Source organism: Novosphingobium sp. NFX11 (assembly GCF_057376415.1).
This window is the reverse complement of the sequence record NZ_CP080384.1, coordinates 801,339-814,495: the sequence shown is the minus strand read 5'-3', so window position 1 is coordinate 814,495 and position 13,157 is coordinate 801,339. Positions and strand designations below refer to the sequence as shown.

Below are 13,157 nucleotides of genomic sequence, written 5' to 3'. Positions count from 1 at the left end.
CGTCAGCACCTGTCGCCAGCTTGAACGCCGAGTCTACCGAGGCGCCACCGCACAGCATGCCCGCTTCCCCTGCCGCCGAAGCCGGGCCGATTGCCTGCTCGTCCGAAATCGGCGAAGCGGCGGCGCGCAAGCTCGTCGCGCAGTGTATCGCAGTTTCTCCCGCGACGCGCCCGCCATGCAACGCCGCCAACTCCTGCGCGATGATCCGCAACGAAGTGGCGCGCGGCTGCGCCATTCTCGGTGAAGAGTGGGCTAAGACACCGGAATGCGGCGGTATCGATCCCATCGGCAAGGAGGCTGCCGCCGACATGGTCGATCGCTACTACGCCGCGATCAACGCGCGCGACTATGCCTCTGCATGGACGCTGTGGGGGCCGGATGGTGGCCCCAGCGGCAAGACCCTGCAGGCTTTCAGCGACGGTTACGCTCATACTCGCCGCGTCCATGTCGACATCGGCAAAGTGTCGGACGTCGAGGGAGGCGCCGGGTCGATCTACGTGACGGTTCCCGTAACCGTGAATGCCGAACTCGACGACGGCCGGCGCCAGCGCTTCACCGGCAGCTATGCGCTGCGCCAGATCAATCGCGGCATGGGCATCTCGCAAGGCTGGCACATCACCTCGGCGAAGCTGCGGACGCTCTGAACACTCGTCATTGCGAGCGAAGCGAAGCAATCCAGGGTGGCGTAGTAATGCCCTGGATTGCTTCGCTTCGCTCGCAATGACGAGGTGAGATTGAGCAAGCCGAAGTTAGCTAGCCCATAATCAATTCGCATTCGCCTCGCGATGAGCATCGGCAATCTCTCCGTCGAGATCGGCGAGGATTTCCGCACGGACCTTCGCATCCAGCGCACGGTCTGCCGCGATCGAGGCCCGGGCGCTGCGCAGGGCATTCACTGCCGCGAATTTCGCGGCCTTGGGCTCGCCGGTGCAGATGACCACCGATGCACTAGACCCGTTGCCTTCGCGGCTCGCCTCGCGGCGGCGGCTGTCGGCGGGGCAATTCTCGTCGAGCACCACGGTCCGGGCAGAAACGCGCGAGCCGTCCTTCTGCACGATGCGAATGGTATGCCGCTTGCCATCGGCCGAGACCGATTCCTCCACCTTGGGCGCGCGCGCCAAGGCTTCTGCGGCCATGCGCTGTGCTTCCGTCGAACGGCGCTGTGCATCGGCCACGCTGCGCTGGGCATCCGCCGCGCTGCGCAAGCGGTCGTGCATCTGGCGAACATCGTCGGTCGTCATCGTCTTGCGCATCGTGACCCGGGCGTTCGGCATCGGACGAGGCGCCGGTACGGCGAGAGTGGAGGGGCGGCGGGGGAGCCGGAGGTGCGGGAGGAACCGGCGGCACCGGCGCCGCGATGCCTTCCGCCATATCGACATCCGGCATTTCCGGCGGCTCGGGCGCCTCGGGGGCTCCGGCAGGTCGCCCTCGGCCAGCGCCTCGGGAGCTTCAGGCGGCACAGGCGGCTGCGGGGCGTACGGCATCGCCGAATGATGCGCCTGCGGGGGGACCGGATCGGCCTCCGCCTCGTCCATCGCGGCATAGCTGACCGTCGCGGTAGCAGGCACCGCGACGATGGCCAGCGCGAAGAGGCTGCGGGCGAGCAGCCGCCGTGTCGGACTGACATCGGCAGCCGCCAGTGCCTTGAGGCGCTGGATGATCGGCTTCTCGCCCGAAAGCGGCCCGGCCATCGGCGCGGCCAGACCAAGCCGTGTTCCGCCCGCCATCGAGGCGATCAGGCGGCCATAGCGCGCCCGCTCGGCTCGAGTGCGGCCCGCCATGACGCGCGCGTCACAGAACGCCTCCTGATCGGCCCTCACCGCGCGCCAACCGGCCCAGCCGATCGGATTGAACCAGTGCAGCGCGAAGAGCGGCTGCATCACGATGAGCGCCAGCAGGTCGCCGCCTGCATGGTGCTCCATCTCGTGCGCGATGGCGAAGTCGGAAGTCTCGGAGTCCGCGTCCGCCAGAAAGCCCTGCGGCAGCGCGACGACCTTGTCGAACACCCCGAAGGCAAGCGGCGCGGTGATCGCGGATGTCTCGACAATGCGTACGGTATCGGAATGCGCGATGACGCGCGCACCGTCGAGCAGGTCACGCCGCATCCAGCGATAGGTGATGGTGCGCCAGGCGATGAACAGCACCGCACCGCCGAGCCAGACGGCCAGCCCCAGCGTCATCCACGGCATTTGCGCCAGCAGCCCCGGATCGACCGAGGTGGAGGTAACCACTTCGGCGGCGGGCAGTGCGGCAATGCCTTCAGTGACTGCGGGAACCATGACCGCCTCGACCGGTATGGCGGACTGCACCCCGGCGGCCGACGCGGTGATCGGCTCAACTCCGAAATGCAGGTTGGACAGCAAGCCGTGCGGCATGAAGCGAGGCAGCGCCAGAGGCGGCAGCACCAGCCGAATCATCGGCAGCGCCCAGAGCGCATAAGCCGCGCCCGGACCGAACCAACGCGCCACGGGACGGCGGACGAGCAGCACCAGCGCCATCAGCACGCCGGTCGCCAGAAGCGTATCGGTAAGCCATTCGGTCATGACTTCAGCTCCTTCAGCAGGGCTTCGATCTCGGCAATGTCGTCGTCGCTGAGTTGTTCGCTCTGCGCCAGGTGCGCGAAAAGCGGCGCCGCGCGGCCGCCGAACAGGCGGTCCACGAGGCGGCGGCTTTCCGCACCGACATAGACTGTACGCGCGATGCGAGGGGAGTAAAGGAAGCGCTTGCCGTCAGGCTCGGTCTCGACCGCCTGCTTGGCGACGAGGCGCGACAGCAGCGTCTTGACCGTGGCGAGGCTCCAGCCGCGCGGACCGCAGACTTCCTCGCAGACTTCCTGGGCAGTGAGTGGAGAGCGCTGCCACAGCGCCTCCATCACCGCATGCTCGGCTTCGGAAATGCGGTCGGGCTGTTCAGGGGACTCGGACACCCATCTCTCCATCGTCTACACACGTAATCGACTACGTCTGTAAACATGAACGATGGGTGAATGTCAACTCAGCTGCGCTTGAGCAGCAGGGCCAGCTGGATCAGGAACACCGCACGCACCGTAAGGCTGATCGCGACGATGATGGCGAGGAAAGCGAGGCCCGTCGCCGCACTCGAAAACAGCAGCACCAGCCCCAGCACCACGTCGAGCACGCCGAGCAGCAGGCGCCAGCCCTTGTCGTGGCGTGCCTTGAGCGCGAAGGCGATCTGGAACACGCCGGAGACGACCAGCCATAGCCCGATGGCGATGACCAGCGACAGCGCGCCCGCAACCGGGTCTGCCACGGCGAAGATGCCCGCCAGCAGCGCGAGAACGCCGAGCAGGATCTCCGTCCACCGCGCGCGACTCGACAGCGAGGTCCAGCCCGCCGCGATCGCCGCCACGCCCGCAACGATGAGGATCACGCCAAGGATCAGCCCGGTAGCCACACCCGCTACCAGCGGATTGAGCAGTACGATCAGCGCAGCAAGGATCAGCAGCACGCCGTAGCCCATCACCCAGCCCCAGGTACTACCGGGCGCGCGCTCCATCTCGCGCACGAGCGGGTCGCGGTGCACGTTGGGCTCAAGCAGGGGATCGACGTCGGTGCGTTGCATGGGGGTTCCTTTCACCCGCTGCAATGCACGGCAGGGCGAAGGGTTGCGCGCCGACGCGCCCACCCCGCTGCGACTAGGGCCTGCGGCCCAGTCTCGCTCCCTCCCGCAAGCGGGAGGGGCATTCTCGCACTTTCTCCCTCCCGCTTGCGGGAGGGGCTGGGAGTGAAACGAAAAGGGCGGCGCAGCCTTGCCGCTGCGCCGCCCTCCTCTCGTTTTCAGCTTGCGCCGAAGATCAGTACACGCGGGCCTTGGGCTTGATGTACTCGACGTCGTCGGTCAGCGTGAATTCGTGGACCGGACGATAGTCGATGCGGACGTCGCCGCCCTTGCCGCCCCAGCCGTCGAACCAGGTCGCGGTGTGCTTCATCCAGTTCACGTCGTCGCGGTTCGGGAAGTCCTCGTGCGCATGCGCGCCGCGGCTTTCCTTGCGGTTCTGTGCGCCGTGCAGGGTCACGGTGGCCTGCGAGATCAGGTTGTCCAGCTCCAGCGTCTCCACCAGGTCCGAGTTCCAGATCAGGCCGCGATCGGTGACCTTGATGTCGTTCATCTTCTGATAGGTCGCGGCGAGCTTTTCCTTGCCCTCGACCATCAGTTCGTCGGTGCGGAACACCGCCGCGTGAAGCGACATGGTGCGCTGCATCTCGGTGCGGATTTCCGCCGTCGAGGACGAGCCGTTGGCATTGCGGAAGTGGTCGAGGCGGGTGAGCGCCAGATCGGCCGAATCCTTGGGCAGTTCCGCCTGCGTACCGTTCGGCGTCAGGTTTTCCTTGAGGTACAGGCCGGTCGCGCGGCCGAACACCACGAGGTCGATCAGCGAGTTCGAGCCCAGACGGTTGGCGCCGTGAACCGAGACGCAAGCCGCCTCGCCCACCGCGAACAGGCCCGGAACCACGGTTTCGGGATCGCCGTCGGGGCCGATGGTCATCACGCGGCCGTTATAGTCGCACGGGATGCCGCCCATGTTGTAGTGCACGGTCGGGACGACCGGCAACGGCTGGCGGGTAAGGTCCACGCCCGCGAAGATCTTGCCGCTCTCGGTGATGCCCGGCAGACGCTCGCCCAGCACCTTGGGATCGATGTGATCGAGGTGCAGGTAGATGTGGTCCTTGTGCGGACCGACGCCCCGGCCTTCGCGGATTTCCATCGCCATCGAGCGCGACACGACGTCACGGCTGGCGAGATCCTTGGCCGAGGGAGCGTAGCGCTCCATGAAGCGCTCGCCTTCGGAGTTGGTCAGGTAGCCGCCCTCGCCGCGTGCGCCCTCGGTGATGAGAACGCCGGCGCCGTAGATGCCGGTCGGGTGGAACTGGACGAACTCCATGTCCTGCAGGGGCAGGCCCGCGCGCAGCACCATGCCGCCGCCGTCGCCGGTGCAGGTATGGGCCGAAGTCGCAGTGAAGTACGAACGGCCATAGCCGCCGGTCGCGAGCACGACGGCCTGCGAGCGGAAGCGGTGGATCGTGCCGTCATCCATGCACAGCGCGATCACGCCGACGCACTTTCCGCCGTCCATGATGAGGTCGATCGCGAAGTATTCGATGAAGAAGTCCGCGTCGTACTTCAGCGACTGCTGGTACAGCGCGTGGAGCATGGCGTGGCCGGTACGGTCGGCGGCGGCGCAAGTGCGCTGCACCGGCGGGCCTTCGCCCATGTTCTGCATGTGGCCGCCGAACGGACGCTGGTAGATCGTGCCGTCGGCGTTGCGGCTGAAGGGCACGCCTGCGTGCTCCAGCTCGTACACGGCTGCGGGAGCCTCGCGCACCATGTATTCGATGGCGTCCTGATCGCCCAGCCAGTCCGACCCCTTGACGGTGTCGTACATGTGCCAGGTCCAGTGGTCCGGCGTGTTGTTCTTGAGCGACGCGGCAATGCCGCCCTGCGCCGCAACGGTGTGGCTTCGTGTGGGGAACACCTTGGTGATGCACGCGGTCTTCAGCCCGGCTTCGGCCGAGCCCATCGTGGCGCGCAGGCCCGAGCCGCCGGCGCCGACGACGACGGTGTCGTAGGTGTGGTCGATGATCTTGTAGGCAGGCGCGGACATCAGGCGTGTGCTCCCAGCGCGATACGGACGATGCAGAACACGCCGAACGCGATCCCGCCGCAAGCGGCAAGGTTCAGCGCGGCGATGGCGGCGAACTTGTTGGCGTGGTCGTGCAGGTAGTCCTCGACCAGCACCTGCAGGCCGAGGCGCGCGTGCCAGAAGGTCGTGACGACCAGCAGGATCATCATCACGGCCGGGACCGGACGTGCGATCCACTCGACGATGGTGCCGTAGGAATAGTCCGGCAGCAGCACCAGCGAGACGATCAGGAACAGCACCGAGATCAGGTTGCCGATCGCGGTGAAGCGCTGCAGCAGCCAGTGGTGGACGCCGCCCTTTGCCGAGCCGAGGCCGCGCACGCGGCCGATGGAGGTTCCGTTACCCATTGTTCGTTACCCTCAGCGAAGCAGCAGGAGCGCCCAGAAGGCGGCGGTGAGAACGACACCCAGGACCGGGCACAGGATCGACCACAGGCGGTTCGCCTGCAGTTCGAAGCCGGCCCCGACGTCGAGGAAGAAGTGGCGAATGCCGCTCGCCATGTGGCTGAAGAAGGCCCACGAGATGCCCACGAGCACCAGATAGCCGATCGGCGTCGTCATCGCCCACGCGAAGGTCGCATAGGAGGCCGGGCCTCCGGCGAGCGCGCCCAGCCACCACAGCAGCACAGCGAGGCCGGCGAATGCCATGCCATCGCCGGTGACGCGGTGGAGGATCGACACGAACATGTGCGGGCCCCACTTCCAGATCTGGAGGTGCGGCGAGAGCGGACGGTTCTTGGTCCCGGCGTTTGCCATGGCGCTTACGAATCCCCTTGCCTGCGGCAGTGTCATGAACTGCCCTATTGCAAGCCCCCTTAGACAAATCGAGGGACGGTGCAAGTTCTGCGGCGCAACATCTGCGTGGTGGACTGGCCTATCTTACAGGCGCGCCGTAAAGCATCGCGCATGAGTCGCACCTCCCTGGCTATCGCGCTGGCTGCCCTGACGGCCATTTCTCCTTTCGTGGCCCGCGCCGCAGAGCAAGGAGCGGTAACGCCTGCGACGCTCGCCAAGGCATGCGAGGGCAAGGACGAATGGGCGGACCCCGCTCCCCCTGCGCGCATCTTCGCGAATACCTGGTACGTGGGAACCTGCGGCATTTCCGCGATCCTGGTGACGGGCGACAAGGGACATGTGCTGGTGGACGCGGGCGTGACCAAGGCTGCCCCGCTGGTGCTGGCGAACATCCGGCGCGCCGGGTTCAACCCGAAGGACCTGCGCTGGATTGTTGCCAGTCACGAGCACTTCGACCATGTCGGCGCGCTTGCCGCACTGCAGCAAGCGACGGGTGCAAAAGTTGCAGCCCTTCCCGCGCAGAAAGCGGCTCTCGCCAGCGGCAAGCCGAGCGCCGACGACCCGCAATTCGCCGGTCTCGACCCTATGGCCCCGGTCCGCGTCGATCGCGTGTTGAAGGACGGGGATACCCTAGCCGTAGGCAATCTGCTGCTGACCGCACATGCAACGCCGGTGCACGCTCCGGGCTCGACAAGTTGGACGTGGACCTCCTGCGCGCCCAAGCTGGGCTGCCGCAGGATCGCCTACGCGGACAGCTCCTCGACGATCTCGTCTGACGGCTACCGCTTCACCGATCACCCGCAGCGCATTGCGGCGATCCGAAAGGGCCTGCCGGTGATGGCCGCCCTGCCCTGCGACATCCTGCTCACCCCGCATCCCGGCCAGAGCGAGATGATGGAACGCTTCGCCGGAAATACGCCGCTAGCCGACAACAACGCCTGCCCCGCTTATGCGAAATTCGCAGAGGGGCGCCTTGCCCAGCGTCTTGCCAAGGAAAATGCCAAGTGAGCTGGAAAGTCACCGTCTTCGCCGCCCGCCCCGTCATCGAGGCAGCTCTCGTCGCGCATGAAGACGCCTGGGACTGGGATCACGAGATCGTCCTTTCCGGCCGCGAAGTCGCCGAGGACCAGCCCGAGGACTGGGTTCTGGAAGCCTGGCTCGACCGCAAGCCTACCAGGGCGGACAAAACCGCGATCACTGTCCTTTTCGCTGAGACGAAACCCAAGCTGATCGTCGAGGAACTGCCGGAAACCGACTGGCTCGTCGCCAGCCAGGAAGGGCTTGAGCCGATCCGCGCCGGACGCTTCCACGTGCACACCCCCGATCACCCGGCAGTGGACGAGCCCGGCGTCTTCGACTTCGCGATCCCCGCCAGCCAGGCCTTCGGCACCGGCCATCACGCCACGACCGCCGGGTGCCTGGCGATGCTGACGCACATGAAGGCGCAGGGGCTCGTCGTACGCAACTGCGCCGACATCGGCACCGGCACCGGCCTGCTTGCTTTCGCCGCACTCTCGCTCTGGCCGCGCACGCTGGCGATCGCGAGCGACATCGATGCCGTCTGCGTCAACGTGGTCCAAGACAATGCCGAGGCCAATGGCGTGACGATGGGGGCCCGGCGCGGCGAACTGGTGATGACAGTGGCCGACGGCATGACCCATCCGGTGCTGGAGGCACGCGGGCCTTACGACCTGATCCTGGCGAATATTCTCGCCGGACCGCTGGTCAGCCTCGCACCCGATTTCGGCAAGTCGCTCGTCCCGGGCGGGCACCTGCTGCTGGCGGGCCTGTTGGAGACGCAGGAAGCCGCCGTGCGCGCTGCGTGCCGCAAGGCAGGCCTGCGCCTCGCCGCGCGCATGGTCAATGGCGACTGGTCGATCCTGTGGATGCGCAAGCGGGGGCGTTAACACACGCCTGCCCCTGAAATCTCACACCGGAAGCAGTTCCAGCCCCTGAACCACGCGACTGCGCCGCAGCATCGCGGCCTGTGCGTCGCGTGAGATCGGCCGGTCGAAGGCGAAACCGACGCGGTCCTTGACCACCCAGCGCACGGTGCCGCGCACCGGCGGATAATCATCCACCACGAAGCTGAAGCACTGGCCCGCAGCGACACCCGCCCGCTCGATAACGAACTGGCAGCCGTCCGAAGTCACGTGCCGCGCCACGGCGGAAGCATGCGTCGACAGCTTGCGGCGGCTCTGCACGTTTACCTCTCTTGAGCAATGGATCTGGTCAGGAGGTAAAGGTAATTAACACTGGTAAACGGCCGGTAAAGATTTGGCTCCTGTATCGATTGCATTTTTATGAATTTTTCCCCGAGAATATGTAAAACATCGTAAACATCAATTAACCAACCGCGATTGCCTCAAGTTAAGGTTTAATACGCAGAATAGACATCGACAGGGGGTTGGCAGACAGCTTTTACGAGGCCAACCATGGAAGACGTTAAGAACGACCGTCCAACGGTCATCACCGGTCCGCTCGGCGAACCGATGAGCATCGACAGCCTACCGCCGCCCAAGACTTCGCGCTGGGTGGTACGCAGGAAGGCTGAAGTGGTAGCTGCGGTCAACGGCGGACTGCTGACGATCGCGGAAGCGTGCGAGCGCTACGATCTTACGCTCGAAGAGCTTGCCTCTTGGCAGCGCTCGATCGAACGCGAAGGAATGGCTGGTCTGCGCGCCACGCGCGTCCAGCATTACCGTCAGGTGCACGAGCGCCGCGGCCGTTACAGTTGAGCCTATCGCGCTGCGGTATCCCCCTGCACGTCGCGCGTAGCTGAAAAGCATTCCGGCCAGCCCTTCGGGGCCAGCCTTCCGGCCCTCCCGCTCGCGGGAGGGCTTTGCTTTGCCTTATCCCGCCGCGCGAACGATCTCGGCCCATTCTTCTTCGCTGAGCACCCGAATCCCCAGCTCGGCCGCCTTCTTCAATTTCGAGCCCGCCCCCGGTCCCGCGACCAGAATGTCCGTCTTTGGCGATACCGATCCCGCAGCCTTGGCGCCCAGCCGCTCGGCCTGTGCCTTGGCTTCGTCGCGGCTCATCGTCTCCAGCTTGCCGGTAAACACCACGGTCTTGCCCGAGACTTCGCTTTCCTTAGTCTCGACGACGTAAGGCGGCGGCGACACCTCGCTCAACAGGTCGTCCCAGACAGCACGGTTGTGCTCCTCGTGGAAGAAGTCTCCCAGCGCCTCGACCACCACCGGGCCGACGCCGTCGATGGAGATCAATTCGGCATAGGCGTCGCTTGCTGCCTTCACTTCGTCTTCGCCCTGCTTGACCTGCGCCTGCTCGGCGAGAGCGCGCAGTTCGGGAAGCGTCGTGAAGCGCTTGAGCAGATCGCGCGCGGTCACGGCCCCGACGTGGCGGATGCCGAGGCCGAACAGGAGCCGGGCGGCGTCGGGGCTGCGCTTGCTTTCCACAGCCGCCAACAGGTTGTCCACAGACTTGTCCTTCCACCCTTCGAGGGCAAGGATCTCCTCGCGGCGCCTGCGGAGACGGAAGATGTCGGCCGGGCTTTCGAGCCAGCCCTGTGCGAAAAACTCGTCGATCGTCTTCTCGCCCAAACCCTCGATGTCGAGTGCGGCGCGGCTGACGAAGTGCTTGAGACGCTCGGTCCGCTGCGCCGGGCAGATCAGCCCGCCGGTGCAGCGGACATCGACTTCACCCTCCGCCGCGACCGCCTCGGAGTCGCACTGCGGACAATGGTCCGGGAAAACGTAAGCCTCACGCTCCTCCTCGCGGGAGAGGTTGTCGACCACTTGCGGGATGACGTCGCCCGCGCGCTGGAGCACCACCCGGTCACCGGGACGCACGCCGAGGCGCACAATCTCGTCGCGGTTGTGAAGCGTCACGTTGGTGACCGTCACGCCGCCCACCAGCACCGGCTTGAGGCGTCCCACCGGCGTCAGCTTGCCGGTGCGCCCGACCTGGATATCGATCGATCCGAGCGTGGTCTCCGCTCGCTCGGCGGGGAACTTGTGCGCCATGCCCCAGCGCGGCGCCTTGGCGACGAAGCCCAGCCGCTGCTGCCAGTCGAGCCGGTCCACCTTGTAGACCACCCCATCGATCTCGAACGGCAGCGCAGCGCGGCCATCGCGAATGGCACGGTAAGCGGCCAGCATCTCGTCGATCGAGTGGCACTGGCGGAATTGCGGCGAGACCGGCAGGCCCCAGCTTTCGATACGACGGATGACTTCATGCTGGCTCGCGCCGGGCATATGGCTGGCGGCGCCCCAACCGTGCGCCCAGAAGCGCAAAGGGCGCCTCGCGGTGACGCTGGCATCCTTCTGGCGCAGCGATCCGGCTGCGGCATTGCGCGGGTTGGCGAACTGGCGGACCTTGCTGTCGTCGAACGCCTCGCCCTTGCTGTCGGCCAGCGCGCGCGCCTCGTCCATCAACTGGGTGTTAAGGGCGAGGAACGCCCCCTTTTCCATGTAGACTTCGCCGCGCACCTCGAAGACCTCGGGAATGTCCTCGCCTTCGAGTTCCTGCACGACGTCGGCGATATGCGCGACGTTGGCGGTAACGTCCTCGCCCACTTGCCCGTCCCCGCGCGTGGCGGCGCGCACCAATTTGCCGTGCTCGTAGCGCAGCGAGCAGGAGAGGCCGTCGATCTTGTCCTCCGCCGTCATCACCAGTGGTTCCTCGGCGGCAAGTGACAGGAACCGCCGCACGCGCGTCAGGAACTCCCCGACTTCCTCGTCGGTGAAGGCATTGTCGAGGCTCATCATGCGAACCTCGTGCGTCACTTTGCCGAGCGGTGAGGCGGCGACTTCGTGGCCGACCTTGTTACTGGGCAGATCGGGTCTCGTAAGATGCGGGAACGCTGCTTCCAGCTCCGCATTACGCCGCACCAGCGCGTCGTAATCGGCGTCGGTGATCTCCGGCGCATCCTCGGCGTGGTAGAGGCGGTTGGCGCGGTTGATCTGGCGCGCAAGCCGCATGAGTTCGTTGGCGGCTTCGGCTTCGTTCGGGGAATCGGCAGTCATGATTTGCGCTATGCAACGTTGCGCGGGCCGGGACCAGTCTGCTGCTTACACCCGCACCAGCAGCCTGTCCGCCTGCGCGCGCGCCTCGTCGGTCACTTGCGCGCCGGAGAGCATGCGGGCGATCTCTTCCTTGCGCTCGGCGTCAGTCAGCGGTGTTACCGAAGTGCGCGTGACGGTGCCTTGGCTGGACTTGGCGATCATGTAGTGCCGGTCGCCGCGCGCCGCGACTTGCGGAGAGTGCGTCACCGCCAGCAACTGCCCGCTGGAGGCGAGGCGCGAGAGGCGTTCGCCGATGGCGTCAGCCACCGCACCGCCGACGCCGCGATCGATCTCGTCGAAGATCACCGTCGCCGCACCGCCCTCTTCGGCCAGCGCCACCTTCAGCGCGAGGATGAAGCGCGACAATTCGCCGCCGCTGGCGATCTTGCCGAGCGGCGCGAAATCGGAGCCGGGGTTGGTGCTGATGAGGAATTCCACCGCATCCATGCCCGAAGCGCCCCAGCGCTCCTCGGGAAGACGCACCACCGAAGTCTGGAACCTCGCGGCATCCAGCTTGAGCGGCGCCAGTTCCGTCGCCACGGCTGCGTCGAGCTTTTTCGCCGCCGCACGCCGCAAATCGTGGAGCGCGCCCGCCTTCTCGCGATAGGCCAGCGCGGCCTTCTGCGCCGCTTTTTCCAGTTCGACGATATGCTCGTTACCGCCTTCGATGTCGTCGAGCGCGGCGCGCATCTCGGTCATCTTCGCGGGCAGGTCATCGACCTGGCAGCCTTGCTTGCGGGCGACGGCGCGCAAGTCGAACAACCGGGTCTCGATGCGGTCGAGTTCGGCCGGGTCGAAGGCCAGCGCTTCGGCCGCCTTGTCGAGCTTGTCCTCGGCCTCGCTCGCCTCGATCACGGCGCGATCGAGCGCGGCCAGCGCTTCTTCCAGCAGTTCGTGCTCTCCGGCGATACGGTCGAGGCGGCGCGAGGCGGTGCGCAATTGCGCCAGCGCCGAATCAGAGCCGGTCCACAAGTGCTGCAGGGCCGAGAGATCGTCGGCCAGCTTTTCGCCCTTCTGCATCTGCGCGCGGGCACCGGCGAGTTCGTCCTCCTCCCCTCGACAGGGGCGAGCGTGGTCAGTTCGGCGAGATGCGCGAGCAGCAGGTCCTGATCCTCGGCGGCGCGGGCGACGCGTTCGCGTGCAAGTTCCAATGCATCCTGCGCGCCGCGCCAGTCCTTCCACGCCGCCTCGACCCCCGCGACCTCACCGCCCGCGAAACGGTCGAGCAGCGCGCGGTGGCCGCGCGCGTTGACCAGACCACGATCGTCATGCTGGCCGTGAATCTCGACCAGCGCGGGCGCGATCTCGCGAAGCAGGGCGACACCGACGCTCTGGTCGTTGAGGAAAGCCTTCGAGCCGCCGTCGGCCTTGAGCTGGCGCTTTAGGATGAGCGGCTCGCCGGGCTCGATCTCCAGCCCGGCGTCGTCGATCGTCGCCAGCACGGAAGCAGGAATCGCCGAGACATCGAAGCTGGCGGTGACGCTGGCCCGATCCTCTCCCCCGCGCACAAGTCCACTATCCGCCCGATTGCCGAGCACGAGGCCCAGCGCATCAAGCAGGATGGATTTGCCCGCACCGGTCTCACCAGTGAGGACGCCGAGGCCACGGGCGAAATCGAGGTCGAGCGCCTCGATCAGCACGATGTTGCGAATGGAAAGCCGGCTAAGCATGTTC

The 13,157-nt window shown here is 66.3% G+C and carries 12 protein-coding genes and 1 pseudogene; 4 read left to right on the top strand and 9 right to left on the bottom strand.

Annotated features, from left to right (window positions below; genetic code table 11):
• Positions 1 to 56: 56 nt before the first annotated feature.
• Positions 57 to 644 carry a hypothetical protein gene (locus KZO24_RS04210; protein WP_271181173.1) on the top strand — a complete coding sequence of 196 codons (588 nt, stop codon included), beginning with the start codon at positions 57 to 59 and terminating at the stop codon, positions 642 to 644.
• Positions 645 to 764: 120 nt separating this feature from the next.
• Here KZO24_RS04210 and KZO24_RS04205 read toward each other — a convergent pair whose 3' ends face one another.
• The 6 genes from KZO24_RS04205 to sdhC all read right to left on the bottom strand — a co-directional run bounded on the left by KZO24_RS04205 (position 765) and on the right by sdhC (position 6,417).
• The gene (locus KZO24_RS04205; RefSeq protein ID WP_486486909.1) at positions 765 to 2,543 is read right to left on the bottom strand and encodes a M56 family metallopeptidase; all 1,779 of its coding nucleotides are present in this window, start codon (positions 2,541 to 2,543) and stop codon (positions 765 to 767) included.
• Positions 2,540 to 2,938 carry a BlaI/MecI/CopY family transcriptional regulator gene (locus tag KZO24_RS04200; RefSeq protein ID WP_271181175.1) on the bottom strand — a complete coding sequence of 133 codons (399 nt, stop codon included), beginning with the start codon at positions 2,936 to 2,938 and terminating at the stop codon, positions 2,540 to 2,542. The genes KZO24_RS04205 and KZO24_RS04200 overlap by 4 nt, the downstream gene beginning before the upstream one ends.
• 56 nt (positions 2,939 to 2,994) lie before the next feature.
• Positions 2,995 to 3,582 carry a DUF308 domain-containing protein gene (locus tag KZO24_RS04195; RefSeq protein WP_271181176.1) on the bottom strand — a complete coding sequence of 196 codons (588 nt, stop codon included), beginning with the start codon at positions 3,580 to 3,582 and terminating at the stop codon, positions 2,995 to 2,997.
• A gap of 232 nt (positions 3,583 to 3,814) precedes the next feature.
• Positions 3,815 to 5,623 carry a succinate dehydrogenase flavoprotein subunit gene (gene sdhA / locus KZO24_RS04190; protein ID WP_036523815.1) on the bottom strand — a complete coding sequence of 603 codons (1,809 nt, stop codon included), beginning with the start codon at positions 5,621 to 5,623 and terminating at the stop codon, positions 3,815 to 3,817.
• A complete protein-coding gene (gene sdhD / locus KZO24_RS04185; RefSeq protein ID WP_008831298.1) occupies positions 5,623 to 6,009 on the bottom strand; it encodes a succinate dehydrogenase, hydrophobic membrane anchor protein in 387 nt (128 codons plus the stop codon). The genes sdhA and sdhD overlap by 1 nt, the downstream gene beginning before the upstream one ends.
• A gap of 12 nt (positions 6,010 to 6,021) precedes the next feature.
• Positions 6,022 to 6,417, bottom strand: coding sequence for a succinate dehydrogenase, cytochrome b556 subunit (sdhC, locus tag KZO24_RS04180; protein ID WP_008831297.1), 396 nt, complete (start codon positions 6,415 to 6,417; stop codon positions 6,022 to 6,024).
• Between the two features lie 150 nt (positions 6,418 to 6,567).
• On the opposite strand from sdhC, the gene bla reads away from it, so the two are divergent.
• Together bla and KZO24_RS04170 are read left to right on the top strand one after the other, a co-directional pair.
• Positions 6,568 to 7,464 carry a subclass B3 metallo-beta-lactamase gene (gene bla, locus KZO24_RS04175; RefSeq protein ID WP_271181177.1) on the top strand — a complete coding sequence of 299 codons (897 nt, stop codon included), beginning with the start codon at positions 6,568 to 6,570 and terminating at the stop codon, positions 7,462 to 7,464.
• On the top strand, positions 7,461 to 8,363 hold the full coding sequence (locus tag KZO24_RS04170; protein WP_271181178.1) for a 50S ribosomal protein L11 methyltransferase: 903 nt from the start codon (positions 7,461 to 7,463) through the stop codon (positions 8,361 to 8,363). The genes bla and KZO24_RS04170 overlap by 4 nt, the downstream gene beginning before the upstream one ends.
• Positions 8,364 to 8,384: 21 nt before the next feature.
• Here the strand turns inward: KZO24_RS04170 and KZO24_RS04165 are convergent, their stop codons facing one another.
• Entirely contained in the window at positions 8,385 to 8,660 is a 276-nt protein-coding gene (locus KZO24_RS04165; protein WP_271181179.1) for a PilZ domain-containing protein, read from the bottom strand.
• Between the two features lie 231 nt (positions 8,661 to 8,891).
• Here KZO24_RS04165 and sciP point away from each other — a divergent pair, with 231 nt between their 5' ends.
• Entirely contained in the window at positions 8,892 to 9,194 is a 303-nt protein-coding gene (gene sciP / locus KZO24_RS04160) for a CtrA inhibitor SciP (RefSeq protein WP_271181180.1), read from the top strand.
• A gap of 114 nt (positions 9,195 to 9,308) precedes the next feature.
• Here sciP and ligA read toward each other — a convergent pair whose 3' ends face one another.
• Together ligA and recN are read right to left on the bottom strand one after the other, a co-directional pair.
• Positions 9,309 to 11,444, bottom strand: a complete 2,136-nt coding sequence (ligA, locus tag KZO24_RS04155; protein ID WP_486486908.1) for an NAD-dependent DNA ligase LigA — start codon at positions 11,442 to 11,444, stop codon at positions 9,309 to 9,311.
• Positions 11,445 to 11,489: 45 nt separating this feature from the next.
• Positions 11,490 to 13,153 (bottom strand): annotated as a pseudogene (gene recN / locus KZO24_RS04150) (DNA repair protein RecN).
• Between the last annotated feature and the right edge of the window lie 4 nt (positions 13,154 to 13,157).